The following is a 14,530-nucleotide window of genomic DNA, read 5'->3' as shown; positions in this document are numbered from 1 at the left end:
CTATGCAAGTCGTCAAACCCTCCGTGCTGCAACTTCTTCCCCTGACTGGCGGCGTCGTCAAGCGTCCGGTCATTGAGGCGCGCGCTGAGGCGCGGCGGCTGCTCAGTGAAGCGCGCGCCGAAGCCGAACGACTGGTCGCCGAAGCGAAAGGCGAGGTCGAGCGTATTCGCGCCGAGGCGTACGCCGCCGGCTATGAAGCCGGACTTAAGGAATTCACAACGCGCCTGCTTGAACTCCAGCGCCGCCGCGAGATGATGCTCGCCGACGCCGAACGAGAAGTGCTGCGGTTGGCTCTGCGGATTGCAGAAAAAATCGTCGGGCGCGAACTGGAAACCCATGACGCTACCCTGCTCGACATTGTACGGACGGCGATGCGCAACATTCGACACGCGAGCGCCATTACGATTTGTGTCAATCCGGCTGACGTACCAAAGCTGGAGCGTCACCGCGAAGCGATCGAAACACTCCGACGGGGGCAGTTCGTCAACATTGTGCCCGACACTCGCGTTTCAGTTGGGGGCTGTATCCTCGAGAGCGAGTCGGGTATTGTGGACGCTCAACTTGACACCCAGTTGCGCGTCATTGAACAGGCGCTTCTCGACCTGCATGAGACCCAGCGGCGTGACGCGCGTCAAACTTCGCTTGAATGAACTTTCGGACACGCCAAAAACCGTCGGAAAGCGCGCGGCTGATCGCGTTGGGCGTCGCGGCGGCTGTTTGCTTGATGCTGTCGATCCTCCTTGGGGGCGGAATGTGGTTTTTCTTCGGCGGGCAGTCACCGCCGCCCCCAGTTGCGCGTCCTACGCCGCCACCGCCGCCGGCGGCTGCGCCGCCCACGCCGCCCCCACCGCCTGCCCCCCTGTCGCCCCCGGTCATTGGCTTGGTGCTGATTCCGGCCGGGGTGGTTGCTTTAGGCGGCGTGGACGGTCTGCCGCCGCGCAAAGTGGCAGTTGGGAGTTTCTGGATGTCGGAAACGGAAGTCACCAATCAGCAGTACCACGAGTTTGTCACCGCCACCCGCCACGCTGCGCCAAAGGACTGGACGAATGGTACCTTCCCGGTTGGCGCAGCGATGCAACCAGTCACGAACGTTTCCTGGCATGACGCCAATGACTTCTGCACGTGGTATGGCGCGAAAATCGGCGCAACGGTACGCCTGCCGACCGAGGCTGAGTGGATGCGCGCGGCGCAGGGCGACAACAATCTACCGTATCCGTGGGGCCGTGAATGGCGGGACAACCTAGCCGCCTCCAAACAAACCGGCGGCAAAATTTTTCCGGTCAAGAGTTTTCCGGCTGGACGCAGCCCGTACGGGGTTTATGACCTAGCCGGCAATGTGTGGGAATGGACAAATGATGTGGAGCTTGATGCGCAGGGAGCGCCCAAAACCGACGAAAACGGACAAACCCGGCGCATCATCAAGGGTGGTTCGGCCGACGAAGAGCCGCGGACGCTGAGCGTATCGGTACGGAAGGCGGTCCCACCGACCTACGCTGACCCGATGCTCGGTTTTCGTTACATCGTTGTGCCAAACTCACCACCGGCGGTCGGGGCGACGGCGGCGAGTGCGGCGCCGGGCGCTCCGGCGCAGTAGGTTAGGTTCGTTCTCAGAGAGGTGCGGGCAATGGCTGGAAGGAACGGCTTTGTGTTGGTAGTACTCGGCGTCCTGCTGGTTGGGGGAGGATGGTTAGCGGAGACAGTCTGGGCGCAGGAGTCCAACATCGAGCGCCGGATGAAAGGCGAGTCGAAAAGTGAGCCGAAGCAGGCGGAGCCGCCGGAGGAGGTGGAATCGCCGCCCAGCGACAAGAAAACGTCCGGTCGTCCACGCGCCACCCCGCCACGCAAGAAGGTTATTCCAGCCGCTAGCCCGGTTCCGCTTCCCAAGCCGCCGACCGCTGAAGCGCCCCCAAAGCCAATGGACATCCTCGTAACGGTCAACGTTGCGCAGGCTGAGATTTTGGTTGGGGAAAAGGTCGTCGGCGTCGCGCGGCGCGACCAGCCGCTCAAACTCCAGTTGCCGCCGGGCGTCATCCGCCTAAGCGCCTTTAGCGACAACTACCTGCCGTTTTCGCAGGAAGTCGAAATCGTTCCCGATACGAAGCGTTTAGAAATCACGCTTGACTATGACATTGGGGCGCTGTTTGCGCGCTATGAAAACCCGCGTACGACAAACCTTGTCACTGCCGAAGATTGGGAAGCCGTCGTCGCCACCGCCAATCGCCATATTGAGTCGGGTGATTTGCGAATTGAGTACCGCGCGCTGGGTTTGTTGGGTCAGGGACAGTTGGCGTTGCGAGTAGGCGATACGGCGAGCGCCATTCCGCGTCTGTTGGAGGCGACGCGCCTTGTCCCAACCTCGTCCGTCGCCAACTACGCTCTCGGTCAAGCGTACCTCGCCGCCGGCCAAATCGCCGAAGCGGCGGCGGCCTTCCAACGGGCTATTGCGACGAACCCTGTACTGGCGATGGCCCACTACGGGCTAGGTGTGGCTCGGCTGCGGCAGGGGCAACCACGCGAGGCGGTGGCAAGCTTGGAACGGGCGGAAGCGTTGGGCTACGCACCGCCGGAGTTGGCGTTGCAAATAGCGCGCGCATTGGTCGCCCAGCGGTCGTACAGCGCAGCGATTGCTCGCCTTCAACCGCTGATGCTGTCGCCGTCGGTTGAGGTTCTTGTGACGTTGGGCGACGCCTACGCCGGACAGAAGAAAAACACCGCTGCGCGTGAAGCTTATGAAACGGCGATGCTGCGCGACCCAGCTTCGCCGCTGCCGCTGGCGCGGTTGGGTGAGATGCTGTTCCGCGCCAAGCAGTACAAAGAGGCACGCCACTATCTTCAGCAGGCGGTGGAACTCGACCCGGATGGACGACTAGTTAACACCACCGAACTGCGGACAATGCTGCGAAAAACGCTAGGGAAAGGAAAGTAGCTGCAACCGACCTCAGGCGCAGGCGTTGCGCAGCTTGACGTAAAACTTGCCTGGGGCGGCAAAGGCGCGGACGACAACTCCAAAAAGCGCCCTTACCGGCTACCAACTCGCTTTTTTGACGCCCGGAATCTCGCCCCGCAGCGCCAGTTCACGGAACTTGATGCGCGACAACCCAAACTTGCGCAGGTAACCCCGTGCGCGTCCTGTAATAGCACAGCGGTTGCGAATTCGTACCGGCGATGAGTTGCGCGGCAAATCCTGAAGCTTGTAAAGCGCCTCTTCCCGCTCTTCGTAAGTCGAGTTCGGGTTGCGGATGATCTCCTTTAGCTTTGCACGCTTTTCAGCGTACTTGGCGACCAGACGCTTAATCTTTTCAGCTTTGGCAATGCTACTTTTCTTGGCCATACCTGCTCTACGCCTTCGTCTCCACGTTAACGCCCCGGCGGCGCGTCCGCTGCGGTTGACCGCCGGCGACAGTCAACGCTTCTTGGTCTTCGTCTTGTCGGTGTTGGTTTTGTTTTCAACCTTGCTTTCCGCTGCGCCGGCGGCTGGTTTTGCGACAGAAGCGCCGACAGCATTCTTGCCGTAGCGCCGATTGAAGCGATCCACACGCCCGGCAGTATCCACCAACTTCTGCTTCCCGGTGAAGAACGGATGCGACGCCGCCGAAATATCAAGCAGCACCAGCGGATACTCCTGCCCGTCAATCGTAATCGTCTTGTTGGTTTTGACCGTTGAACGGATGATGTAGTTTACGTCAGCCGACTCATCCCGAAACACGACGGGACGGTAGTTCTCAGGATGGATGCCTTTCTTCACGGTTGACTTGCCTCCCGGCCGACCGCCGCGCGTTCCGCTGGACGACCCGCCTCATTTGAACAAAACTTTCCCTGACGCTGCGCACAGGGCGAACCTCAAACGAAACAGTGAGCATACACTGGAGTCCAACATTCGCCAAGCGCAAATTTCTTGAATTCGCCACCGGCGAACCGTCGGCGGCGGGGGAGTGGTTATGCCGCTCAAAGACCAAGTCGTTGTTATTACTGGTGGAACCGGCGGACTGGGGCAGGCCGTCGTGCGCGCCTGTTTGCAGGCCGGCGCGCAGGTGGTGACGTCTCATCGCGGCAATCTTCACCAAGAAACCTTCGCCGCCGCGTTCGGCCCAGACGCCAACCGACTCCAGTTGGTCGCCGCCGATCTCACCAATGAGGCGAGTGTGGACGCCCTTGCGCAAACCGTCCTGCAACAGTACAGCCGGCTGGACGGCTGGCTCAATCTGGTCGGCGGCTACGCGGGTGGGACGCCAGTGACGGATTTGTCCCTCGCCGACTTTGAGGCTATGTTCACGCTCAACCTGCGGACGGCTTTTCTCGGCAGTCGGGCCGCACTGCGCGCGATGCTCCCGCGCCAGCGCGGGAGCATCGTCAATGTTTCATCCCTTGGCGCTCTTCGTGGAACAGCCGGCCATGCCGGTTACGCCGCCTCTAAAGCAGCCGTCATTCGGCTGACTGAAACCATGGCCGCCGAAGCCGCCCCGTACGGCGTGCGCGTCAATGTTGTCCTGCCCGGTATGATTGACACCCCGGCCAACCGCGCCGCCATGCCAGACGCTGATCGCTCAACGTGGGTTGCGCCTGAAGCTATCGCCGCTGTGTTGGTCTTCCTGCTGTCTGACGCCGCGCAGGGCGTCAACGGCGCAAGTCTTCCAGTTGGTGGGTAGATGTGAGCTTTACTCCTTAACCTTGCGAACTCAGTTTTCGGCGGTGAAGTCGTAGACAACTGGAATTTCCGACGCGACGAGATTCCACACCTGAAGCGACTTCATCATTGCCATAATCAGGCTCATGTTGCCTTCAATCTTATAGTCCGGCGATGACAATGCCCGCTGCACGGTGATCTCGCCACGATTCAGGCGCGCCGCCTTCTCAAACGTCATGGTCGTCCGCGAGACAAAGTTGGCGCTGAAGGGTTCTTCCCGCAGCGCCTGCCACGGGGCGGGGTGGTCTTCGTACTTCCACTCCAACGCCTTGCCCTGCTTGAACGTCCACTGCGTCCGCCGATCCTTGCCGTCAGGACCGTCGTAAACGCGGAAAACAAACGTCCCATTCAACTTTTTACCTTCGGCCAGAAAACGCGGGTCGGTCTCCATCCGCCGCGCCATTTCATCAAGCCATTCCTTGGAATAGAACTTAATCATCGTGTTTCTTTGAAGCCATACGAAGTCGGGGGGAAAGGTGACGCGCAGTCCACCCCCGCCATCTTCACATCATGTTCCATACCAAGCAAGGTAATGGTTGAGGTTCTGGGCGGGCCGCGCCTGTGGTACGTCAACACAGACTTTGAAGCTGAACTGGCAGCTATGGCGCACGGCCGCCACCACACGCCGAAAGGTCGGTTTACCAGCCGAAACCTCATTGTGGCCTACAACCTGCTGAAATACTGGCTCCGCCCTGGTGACGCTCTGCTGACGCCGCGCGCTTGGCGGCCATGTCTCGAGACGCAGGCGGCGGCGTCCGGTGTTGATTTGGTCTCGCTTGATCGCCCCGGCGACCAGTCAGGGCGGCTGTTCACTCCGTGGGGCTGGACGCCGACGGCTCTGGCGGTCGGCGCGCGTACGGGGGCGGCGCTTTCACCGCCGCCGCTGGAGATTGTGGCGCGCGTCAACTCAAAGGTCTTTAGTCATGAGCTTGAGCGCGAACTGGGCGTCGCCGACGCCCGCGCCAAACTCGTCGCCTCAGAAGCCGAACTGACAGCGCACGTTGCGCGGGCCTGCCCGCACGGGGACCACCTCTGGGTAGTCAAGCATCCCTACGGCGTCGCCGCCCGCGAGCGGGTGCTAGGGCGGGGGCCGACCATCCCGCCGGCGGCGGCCATTTGGTGTCGGCGGCGGTTCGCTGACGGTGACATCTTGTTGTTTGAGCCATGGCACGCCGCCGTGCGGGAGTACGGCGTCTGCGGTTTCATTGATGACGCGGGGAACACAACGCTGCTGGGCGTCAGTCGCCCCATCACCAACAAGGCCGGCGTACTCGTGGAGTACGACTTGACGCCGACGCCTATCCCAGAGTCGGTGCGCTGGATCGGAGAGCAAGTTGGCACACGGCTGGCGGCGGAAGGCTATCGCGGTCCGTGGGGCTGTGACACGCTCGAACATACCCATGGGCAGCGACTCCTGCTTGAAATCAACGCCCGGTGGACAGTTGGTTTTCTTACACTGCGCGTCGCAGCGCAGTCGCCTCCGAGGCGTGGACGCTGGCGGCCGGAAACGCCGCCGCCTGCATAAAGCGCCGCCGCCGGCAAAATACGGAAAAACTCCGAAGAATTCCTTTGCGGCTCCCTCAAGTCGTTCTATAGCTTGGTTTCAGACTCACTTACCCCTCACAGCCTTCCCCCCGCCTGCCTGACGGAAGGTGTGCGTCCCCGAATCGCGTGAGTCCCATCCCGGTTTGTTCCAATGAAGCCGCCTTGAGCGGGGACACCGTGGATTGCAAAGAGCGTTTTCGGGTATGAAGTTTCTTTTCATTGCACTCGATGGACAGGCCGATCTGGCCCTTACCGTCGCGGCGGCGCGGGTTCGTGAACACCACGGCGTCAACCTCCATGTCGCTTTCCACATCGCCGCCGAACTTGACCGCGCCGAAGCTGTAGAAAAACTCCGCGCCGACGCCGCTGACGCCGATCTCGTATTTGTCGTTCACCAGTTCGACGAGGAGAAAATCGCCCTTATTCGAGCACTGCTGCGCCAGCATGCCGCCCGCTATCAGGCCGTCATTTGCGTCATGTGTGCGCCATCGCTCATCCGCGAAACGCGCCTTGGCCGGTTTGTCCTCGCCAAAAAAGACGAAGGCGAAACGCCGTGGTACTCGCCGCTGCGCATGATCCGCGCCGTCAAGGATTCCTTCAAAAAAGCCGACGACCCGGAGGCCGAACCGAAAGCCGCCCAGCCCCCAGGCCGCGCCATGCTCACGATGCTCAAGAACGCCGGGAGGATTATGAAGTACATCCCCGGCACGGCGCAGGACATTCACGCCTACATGCTGAGCATCCAGTACTGGCTCAACGCCTCGGCGGACAACCTCGAACAGTTCCTTCTCTTCCTGCTGACGCGCTACACCGACGCCTACAAGGGGCGCTTCAACCCGAAACCGCCGATCGAGTATCCCGACGTGGGACTATTTCATCCGCGCGAAGGGCGCATTGTCGAGTCGCTGCGCGAACTCCGCGCCCACACGCCGTTCCGCCCCGATGCACCGACCATCGGCGTGCTGATGTTGCGGTCGTACCTGCTGTCCGGCAATCGCGCCCACTACGCGGCCGTGATTGAGGCGCTTGAGGAACGCGGCGCAAACGTCATCCCGGCCTACGCCTTCGGACTAGACGGCCGCCCGGCGGTGGAAAAGTACTTCCTTGAGCGCGGCCGCCCCATTGTGGACGCCATCGTGTCGCTGACCGGCTTTTCGCTTGTCGGCGGCCCCGCCTACAACGACGCTCAAGCCGCCGAGCGCCTGCTCAAGCAACTTGATGTGCCTTATCTCTGCGCGCCGTCGCTGGAGTTTCAGACTATTGAAGAGTGGTTAGCCGACACACAGGGCCTTAACCGCCTGCAAGCGACGCTCATGGTCTCCATCCCTGAACTGGACGGCGCAACCGACCAGATTGTGTTCGCCGGCAAGTCGGGCAATTCGCGCCTACTCGAACCTATCCCCGACCGCGTGGAGCGTCTCACGGGACGCCTGCTGGCGCGGGTACGCCTGCGCCGCCTGCCGCCGGCCAAACGGCGCATCGGCATTGTCTTGTTCAACTTCCCGCCCAGTCAGGGGAATGTCGGCACGGCCGCCTACCTTGATGTCTGGACAAGCCTGCATCGTCTGCTCGGCAAAATGAAACAGGCCGGCTACGCCGTGGAAGGCGTCCCGGCGACGGTGGACGAACTACGCGACGGGATTGTTCACGGCAACGCCGCCCAGTACGGCCAGCCCGCCAACGTTTGCGACCTCTTTTCACGTCGCGAGTACGAACAACTTGTGCCGACCTACCGCGAAATCGAACGCGAATGGGGACCATCGCCCGGCGACAAAAACGTGTACGGCGGGGACTTCGCCATTATGGGCCGCGTCTTCGGCAACGTTGGGGTGTTTGTTCAGCCGAGTTTTGGTTTCGAGGACGATCCAATGCGGCTGCTGTTTTCACAGGACGCCACACCGAACCACGGCTTCGCCGCATTTTACGCCTACCTCAATCGCGTCTGGGGCGCGGACGCGCTGCTGCACTTCGGGACGCACGGCGCGACGGAGTTTATGCCCGGCAAGCAAGTCGGCCTCAGCCAACGCTGCTGGAGCGACCGCCTCATCGGGGATACGCCGAACATTTACGCCTACTGCGCCAACAATCCATCGGAGGGGCTTATCGCCAAGCGGCGGGGCTACGCGACGCTCGTCAGCTACCTCAGCCCGCCGATTGAAGCGGCGGGACTGTACAAAGACTTCGTCACGCTCAAGGAAACCATGGACGGCTTCCGCAACGAGCCGACGCGGCGCGAAGCCTACGTCCCGGCCATTGTTGAGAAGGCCAAGGCGCTCAATCTGCTCGATCACGACTTTCAGGACGACGAACTGACGACGGAGCGATTCCAGAAGCTCTACACTGACTTGCTGGAGTTGGAATACAGCCTCATTCCGACGGGGCTGCACACGATGGACGACGGCCTCGACGACCACGAATTGGTCGGCATGCTGCGCATCGTGGCCGATTTCCCTGTCGCCGAGCGCCGTTTGCCCAGTCTTACAAAAACCGTGCTGGCGCACTGGGCTGAACAGACGCCGGGCGCATTCGCTGCGCCGGCTGGCGACGGCTTGGCGGCGTTTTCCCGAACCGTCGAACTGGAACGGCAAGCCAAACACTTCATCGGCGAAGCCATCACGGAGATGCACCAGAAGCGGTCGGCGAAGGCGGGTGCGGCGCTGCTGGCGAAGCTCTGTCAGGCGAAGCGCAGCCTCTTTGAGCCGCACTTTGAGTTCTTGTTTGACCTGCATGAGAAGCTGCGCGCCAACGCCGAACTCGACGCCATCCTGCGCGCGTTGGATGGCCGCTACATTCCGCCGGTCGCCGGCGGAGACCTCATCCGCGATCCAAGCATCCTACCGACTGGACGCAACCTGCACGCGATTGATCCCTACCGAATGCCAACCTATGCGGCGACACGCGAGGCGCAGGCCGCCGTCCAGCGGTTGCTCGACCGCTACGCCTGCGAACACGGCGGAGCGCTCCCGCGCAGCGTCGCGCTTGTCTTATGGGGGACGGACAACCTGAAAAGCGGCGGCGTCGGCGTCGCACAGGCGCTGTGGCTGCTGGGCGCGCGTGCAACGGCGGATGAAATGGGTCGGATTGCAAACGTTGAGCTCGTGCCGCTCGCCGAGTTGGGCCGGCCGCGCATTGACGTAGTGCTGACGTTGTCCGGCATCTTCCGCGATGTCCTGCCCCAGCAGACCCGATTACTTGACCGCGCCGTACGACTGGCGGCGCAGGCGGACGAGCCGCCGGAGCAAAACTTCGTTCGCGCCCACGTCCAAGAGCTGCTGCGGCAGGGCGTCGCCTTTGAGGACGCCGTACGGCGGATTTTCTCCAACGCGCCCGGCAGCTACGGCGCCAACGTCAACCATCTGGTGGATTCCGCGACGTGGGAAGCTGACGGCGAAATCGCGCAAACCTTCCTGTCGCGCAAGGGCTTTGCCTATGACGCCGACGGGCAGTTCGTTGAGGCGCGAGCGGATTACGAGCGTGTTTTGAGTGGCGTCACGCTTGCGTTCCAGAACGTGGACTCCACCGAGATGAACATCACCGATATTGACCACTACTACGAGTACTTGGGCGGCATTGCGAGCGCCGTCAAGCATCTGCGGCGCGACGGGTCTGCGCCGGCGGTGTTGCTGGCGGACGCCACCGGCCCGGAGGCCAAGGTGCGCAGCCTTGAAGAAGCGGTACGGCTTGAAGCGCGCACCAAGCTGCTCAACCCCAAGTGGTATGAAGCCATGCTGGCGAGCGGCTACGCCGGCGTCAGCCAGATTGAACGCCAAGTCTCAAATACTTTCGGGTGGAGCGCCACCTGCCGAGCCGTGGACGATTGGGTGTACGACGGCGTGGCGCAAACCTATGTCTTGGACGAGGCGATGCGCGCCCGCTTGCAGCGCCTCAACCCCAGCAGTCTGGCGAAGTTGACCCGCCGGTTGCTCGAAGCCAACGGGCGGGGCCTGTGGAAAACGGACGAGGCGACGCTCGAACAGTTGCGCGAAGCCTACGCCCGGATGGAAGACGCCTTGGAGAATGTGACTTTGTGACGCGCGTCCGTCCGCCGACGGACGCCCTCAACCCCCCAGTGGAACGGACCGCCATGAAGTTTGTACTTGTCGGACTCAATCACCACACCGCCCCCATCGCGGTGCGCGAACGCTTCGCTTTCAGCAAGCACTATCTACCAGAGGCGCTCAACCTCTTTGTGGATGGTCAAAATATTGTCGAAGGCATGATTCTTTCCACCTGCAACCGCGTTGAACTGCTCGCCGTCACGCCCCACGAAGAGCCGGAGGCGGTCAACTGCGTCAAAAATTTTCTCAAGGCCATCCACCAGAAGTGCGACAGTTACGACGAATACCTGTACCACTACACCGATCAGGATGTCGTTCGGCATGTGTTTCGGGTGGCGTCGAGCTTAGATTCCATGATCATCGGTGAGCCGCAGATTCTCGGTCAGGTCAAGGAAGCCTACGCCACGGCGCAGTCCCTCAACAAAACCGGCACGCTACTCAACAAACTCATGCACAAGGCGTTCAGCGTGGCCAAGCGCGTCCGCACTGAAACGAAAATCGGCGCCAACGCGATTTCCGTCAGCTACGCCGCCGTCGAACTGGCGCGGCGCATTTTCACCAGCCTCGAAGGGCACACCGTCATGCTAGTCGGGGCAGGGGAGATGGCCGAGCTGGCGGCGACCCACCTGATGAGCGCCGGCGCCAGTCACATCATTGTGGCAAGCCGGTCGTACGACAAAGCTGTGCAGTTGGCGACCAAGTTCAATGGTTCGGCGGTGGCTTTCGACCGATTCCGCGAGCGGCTGCCTGAAGCTGACATTCTTATCTTCGCCACGGCTGCACCGCACTTTGTGGTGCGCGTTGCCGACGTAGCGGCCGCTATGGAGCGTCGTCGTCACCGCCCGATGTTCATCATTGACATTTCCGTGCCGCGCAACGTGGACCCGTCCATTAACGACATAGAGCAGGTGTTCGTCTATGACGTGGACGACCTGCAAGCTGTGGTTGAAAGCAACTTGCGTGAGCGGAAAGCCGAGGCTGAACGCGCCAGCCGCATTGTCGAAGAAGAAGTCGCCGCCTTTCTGGCGGAGTGGCGCGCGCTGAGCGCCGCCCCCTTCATTGCGGCGCTCAACGCACACTTAGAAGAGCTTGCCCAAGCGGAGTACGAACGCCACCGCAAACGCATAGAGCGGTTGGGTGGTATGCCGCCGGAAGTCGAACGTTACGTCCGCGAAGTCATCATTACTTCGATTCTGCGCAAGTTTGCCCATCCGCTCATCGAGAACATCCGTGAATCGGCGGCGCAGGGCGAGCAGAGCCGTCTGTGTGAAGCCTTTGGGCTCGAACTCCGCGTCAGCGACTTTCAAGTCAAGGCGCGCTTGGCGCGCTCGGCTTAGGAACTTTCGACGGCGATGGAGGGTTGGAACCGGCCCTTCGTCCCCAAAGTTTTTTGACTATTCCAACCCACAGGTGAGGTACTTAGGCATGATCGTTTCCATCTACGGTAAAGGCGGCATCGGCAAATCTACCACGTCATCCAACATTGCCATTGCCATGGCCAAGCGTGGCGCGCGTGTTCTCCAAGTCGGCTGCGATCCCAAGCATGACTCGACTTTCACCATCACCAAACGGATGATTCCCACACTGGTTGAAATCTTGGAGCAGTACGACTACCACCACGAGGAGATTGAGCCCTCGGAAGTCATCTTCAAGGGCAAGATGGGGGTGGACGCGATGGAGTCCGGAGGCCCAGCGGCTGGCGCAGGCTGCGGCGGCTATGTCACGGGCGAGGCCGTGAAGTTCCTACGCGACCACAAGCTCATGGATGAATACGACGTAGTGATCTTCGACGTGTTGGGCGACGTGGTCTGCGGTGGTTTTGCGACGCCCCTCAATCACTCAGACTTCGCCTGCATTGTCACGGCGAATGATTTTGATTCCCTCTTTGCCGCCAATCGCATCTGCGCGGCGGTCATGGCTAAGACGAAGAACTATCCCATCTATATCGCCGGTCTGATTGTCAATCGCTGCCCTGACACCGACCACGTTGAACGGTATTGCGACCGCACCGGCGCGCGCATCATCGGTCACGTGCCGCAGATTGATGAAATCCGGCGGTCGCGGCTGGCGGGCGTTTCCATCTTCGAGATGAAGCGCATTGGCGGCATTGCCTTGGCGCAGGATCGGTACCTTGAAATTGCCGACTACCTGCTGTCCGGGCCGGAAGCGTTGAAAGTCAAACCACTGACCGACCGTGAAGTGTTTGAGCACCTGCGCAGCGAATACATCAACATCAACATCCAGCGTTTCAATGCGGAAGACTTGGAGCTGCTGGAAGATCCCTCGTGTCTGGCTTTGAACTAGGGATGGCGTGTGCGCCCCATGCCGCCAAAGCGCGGCAATGGGGCGACGACGCTTGAGTTAGCGCACCAGTTCGGCTGTCTTTTTCAGGAAGCCCCCTATGGCAACCCCACTGCCTGTTGTGAAACCTGCTCCCACAGAACGCTTTTCGCGGATTTGCAGCGATTGCGGCATTTGTACGTCAAGCCTGCGCCCGCACGTCAAGGAAGCCTGCGCATTTTTGGTGCAGAAGTACGACGAGTTGGAAGTCGCCGTGCAGGGCCATGCGCGCCGCGCCGCGACGGACGAGTTGTACTTTGGGCCGTACGAAAAAATCTTTCGCGTCCGCCGCCGGCGACCGCTCGCCGGGGCGCAGTGGACAGGCGTAGTGACGACGGTTGCCATGCGCGCGTTGGAGCGCGGCTTGGTCGAAGGCGTGATTCTAACGGGCACCGAGCCGGGCACGCTCAACAAACCGATGCCGGTGCTGGCGCAGACGCCGGAAGAAGTCTTCGCCTGTCGGGGGAATAAGTTCGGCCTGTCGCCGACGCTGGAAAAGATTGACGACGCTGTCGCCGCTGGTCTCAAGCGCGTCATGGTTGTGGGTACGCCGTGTCAGTTCCATGCCCTGCGCGTCATTGAGCCGACCCTGCCGTTTGACGAGCTATGGTGCTTGGGGATTCTGTGCAGCGACAACACGACGCACGAGAACTATCAGAAGTTTCTCAAGTCGGTGAGCCGGTCGCCGGAAACAGTTGTCCAGATGGAGTTTATGCCGGATTTCCGTCTCTGGATGCGGCACGTCAACGGCGACATCGAAAAGCTCAACTTTGTCGAGATTCCCATGCACGAAATCGGCCCCGACCTCATCGCGCCATCGTGCCGTGTGTGTTTCAACTACACGAACTCGCTGGCCGATTTATCGGTGGGCTACATGGGCGGCGGCATGCCAGACGTGCAGTGGCTGTTGGTGCGCAACGCCAAGGGGTGGCGTTTGCTGGACCTCATCCGCGACGACGTGGATTTGGAAGAGCCAACGGAGGGCGGCAGTCGGGCGCTGGCGATGAAGGGTTTTATGGCGCAGCTCGGCAAGCCGTACACAAAGGGTGCGCCGCGCCCAGTCAAAAAGCTGATTGCGTTTATGCAGCGGCGGCTGGGGCCGCGCGGGTTAGAGTTCGCCCGGACGCGGGTGGAGATGAAGCTGGCGGAAGGGTTGTTCACCGTCCGCCAAAAGGCCAGCCATCGTGAGTCGCTGCTGGTACCGCGTTACGCCTATGCGCCGCTCGCCAAGTACGTCCTGCCGGGTGAGACGCAGCCACCGACACCCCCGCCTGCCGCCGGGCGCGTCAGGCCACGGAAAGCAACTGAACAACGAGTTCGCCAAACCACCACCCGCCCGGTCAGCGTCGGCTGACGGGCGGATGAGACGAAATCTGACTTGGAGGTAGCCGTGTCAACCTACACCCCGGAGCAGATGCTTCGCCGTCAGAAAAGCAAGTGGATGCCAGTACAGGCGTTTCTGGCCCCAGTGCAGTTCATTATTTTCTTTATCAGTCTAGCGCTCATCATCTACTTTATGGTCACCGGTCGCGGCTTCTGGATTGCCAACATTAGCGTCATGGTTAAAGTTTTTATTTTGTGGGTTATGGCGATCACCGGAGCCTTCTGGGAAAAGGATGTTTTTGGTTGCTATGCCTTCGCTAAGGAATTTTGGTGGGAGGACTTTTTCTCTACTTTTGTCCTGATCTCTCATACGATCTATGTTGTCGGCTTTTTCCTTAAGTGGGAGGAAATGACACTAGCTTATGTCGCCCTTGTTGCTTATCTAACCTATTGCATTAATGCATACCAGTTTGTCCGCAAGTATGTCATCAATCGTCAGAAGCTCAAAAGCCATGGCTACACTATTGCAGGTGACATCCCATGGGCTTCTCGTTCTAACTAGGATTGAGAGAGACCTTCA

At 60.8% G+C, this 14,530-nt stretch carries 13 protein-coding genes; 10 read left to right on the top strand and 3 right to left on the bottom strand.

Annotation, left to right across the window (positions count from 1 at the left end):
• Window positions 1-2: 2 nt before the first annotated feature.
• The 3 genes from sctL (at window position 3) to NZ585_10910 (ending at window position 2,926) form a co-directional block, all read left to right on the top strand.
• Window positions 3-650, top strand: a complete 648-nt coding sequence (sctL, locus tag NZ585_10920; GenBank protein ID MCS7080541.1) for a type III secretion system stator protein SctL — start codon at window positions 3-5, stop codon at window positions 648-650.
• Window positions 651-724: 74 nt separating this feature from the next.
• Entirely contained in the window at window positions 725-1,594 is an 870-nt protein-coding gene (locus tag NZ585_10915; GenBank protein MCS7080540.1) for a formylglycine-generating enzyme family protein, read from the top strand.
• 30 nt (window positions 1,595-1,624) lie between these two features.
• Window positions 1,625-2,926 carry a tetratricopeptide repeat protein gene (locus tag NZ585_10910; GenBank protein MCS7080539.1) on the top strand — a complete coding sequence of 434 codons (1,302 nt, stop codon included), beginning with the start codon at window positions 1,625-1,627 and terminating at the stop codon, window positions 2,924-2,926.
• A gap of 99 nt (window positions 2,927-3,025) precedes the next feature.
• Here the strand turns inward: NZ585_10910 and rpsN are convergent, their stop codons facing one another.
• Window positions 3,026-3,331, bottom strand: coding sequence for a 30S ribosomal protein S14 (gene rpsN, locus NZ585_10905; protein MCS7080538.1), 306 nt, complete (start codon window positions 3,329-3,331; stop codon window positions 3,026-3,028).
• Between the two features lie 72 nt (window positions 3,332-3,403).
• Window positions 3,404-3,745 (bottom strand): type B 50S ribosomal protein L31, encoded by a 342-nt coding sequence (locus NZ585_10900; GenBank protein ID MCS7080537.1) that lies wholly within the window; start codon window positions 3,743-3,745, stop codon window positions 3,404-3,406.
• A gap of 193 nt (window positions 3,746-3,938) precedes the next feature.
• Between NZ585_10900 and NZ585_10895 the strand changes: the two genes are divergently transcribed.
• Window positions 3,939-4,646 (top strand): SDR family oxidoreductase, encoded by a 708-nt coding sequence (locus NZ585_10895; protein MCS7080536.1) that lies wholly within the window; start codon window positions 3,939-3,941, stop codon window positions 4,644-4,646.
• Window positions 4,647-4,676: 30 nt separating this feature from the next.
• Here the strand turns inward: NZ585_10895 and NZ585_10890 are convergent, their stop codons facing one another.
• Window positions 4,677-5,123 (bottom strand): hypothetical protein, encoded by a 447-nt coding sequence (locus NZ585_10890; GenBank protein MCS7080535.1) that lies wholly within the window; start codon window positions 5,121-5,123, stop codon window positions 4,677-4,679.
• A gap of 93 nt (window positions 5,124-5,216) precedes the next feature.
• Between NZ585_10890 and NZ585_10885 the strand changes: the two genes are divergently transcribed.
• From NZ585_10885 to bchF, 6 genes are all read left to right on the top strand, one after another.
• Window positions 5,217-6,209: a hypothetical protein gene (locus tag NZ585_10885; protein MCS7080534.1), complete on the top strand. Its 993-nt coding sequence runs from the start codon at window positions 5,217-5,219 to the stop codon at window positions 6,207-6,209.
• 223 nt (window positions 6,210-6,432) lie between these two features.
• Window positions 6,433-10,260 carry a magnesium chelatase subunit H gene (locus tag NZ585_10880; GenBank protein ID MCS7080533.1) on the top strand — a complete coding sequence of 1,276 codons (3,828 nt, stop codon included), beginning with the start codon at window positions 6,433-6,435 and terminating at the stop codon, window positions 10,258-10,260.
• 53 nt (window positions 10,261-10,313) lie between these two features.
• On the top strand, window positions 10,314-11,624 hold the full coding sequence (gene hemA / locus NZ585_10875; protein ID MCS7080532.1) for a glutamyl-tRNA reductase: 1,311 nt from the start codon (window positions 10,314-10,316) through the stop codon (window positions 11,622-11,624).
• A gap of 88 nt (window positions 11,625-11,712) precedes the next feature.
• The gene (bchL, locus tag NZ585_10870; protein ID MCS7080531.1) at window positions 11,713-12,591 is read left to right on the top strand and encodes a ferredoxin:protochlorophyllide reductase (ATP-dependent) iron-sulfur ATP-binding protein; all 879 of its coding nucleotides are present in this window, start codon (window positions 11,713-11,715) and stop codon (window positions 12,589-12,591) included.
• A gap of 97 nt (window positions 12,592-12,688) precedes the next feature.
• Window positions 12,689-13,981 (top strand): Coenzyme F420 hydrogenase/dehydrogenase, beta subunit C-terminal domain, encoded by a 1,293-nt coding sequence (locus NZ585_10865; protein MCS7080530.1) that lies wholly within the window; start codon window positions 12,689-12,691, stop codon window positions 13,979-13,981.
• Window positions 13,982-14,017: 36 nt separating this feature from the next.
• Window positions 14,018-14,512: a 2-vinyl bacteriochlorophyllide hydratase gene (bchF, locus tag NZ585_10860; protein MCS7080529.1), complete on the top strand. Its 495-nt coding sequence runs from the start codon at window positions 14,018-14,020 to the stop codon at window positions 14,510-14,512.
• The last annotated feature ends 18 nt before the right edge of the window (window positions 14,513-14,530 follow it).

Source organism: Chloracidobacterium sp., assembly GCA_025057975.1.
Taxonomy (GTDB): Bacteria; Acidobacteriota; Blastocatellia; order Chloracidobacteriales; family Chloracidobacteriaceae; genus Chloracidobacterium.
This window is presented reverse-complemented; position numbering and strand designations above follow the sequence as displayed.

Coding starts and splice junctions, on each gene's coding strand:
- NZ585_10885 (MCS7080534.1), top strand. CDS start 5,217: ATGGTTGAGGTTCTGGGCGGGCCGCGCCTGTGGTACGTCAACACAGAC.
- NZ585_10895 (MCS7080536.1), top strand. CDS start 3,939: ATGCCGCTCAAAGACCAAGTCGTTGTTATTACTGGTGGAACCGGCGGA.
- sctL (MCS7080541.1), top strand. CDS start 3: ATGCAAGTCGTCAAACCCTCCGTGCTGCAACTTCTTCCCCTGACTGGC.
- NZ585_10865 (MCS7080530.1), top strand. CDS start 12,689: ATGGCAACCCCACTGCCTGTTGTGAAACCTGCTCCCACAGAACGCTTT.
- bchL (MCS7080531.1), top strand. CDS start 11,713: ATGATCGTTTCCATCTACGGTAAAGGCGGCATCGGCAAATCTACCACG.
- NZ585_10910 (MCS7080539.1), top strand. CDS start 1,625: ATGGCTGGAAGGAACGGCTTTGTGTTGGTAGTACTCGGCGTCCTGCTG.
- rpsN (MCS7080538.1), bottom strand. CDS start 3,331: ATGGCCAAGAAAAGTAGCATTGCCAAAGCTGAAAAGATTAAGCGTCTG.
- NZ585_10890 (MCS7080535.1), bottom strand. CDS start 5,123: ATGATTAAGTTCTATTCCAAGGAATGGCTTGATGAAATGGCGCGGCGG.
- NZ585_10880 (MCS7080533.1), top strand. CDS start 6,433: ATGAAGTTTCTTTTCATTGCACTCGATGGACAGGCCGATCTGGCCCTT.
- NZ585_10915 (MCS7080540.1), top strand. CDS start 725: ATGCTGTCGATCCTCCTTGGGGGCGGAATGTGGTTTTTCTTCGGCGGG.
- hemA (MCS7080532.1), top strand. CDS start 10,314: ATGAAGTTTGTACTTGTCGGACTCAATCACCACACCGCCCCCATCGCG.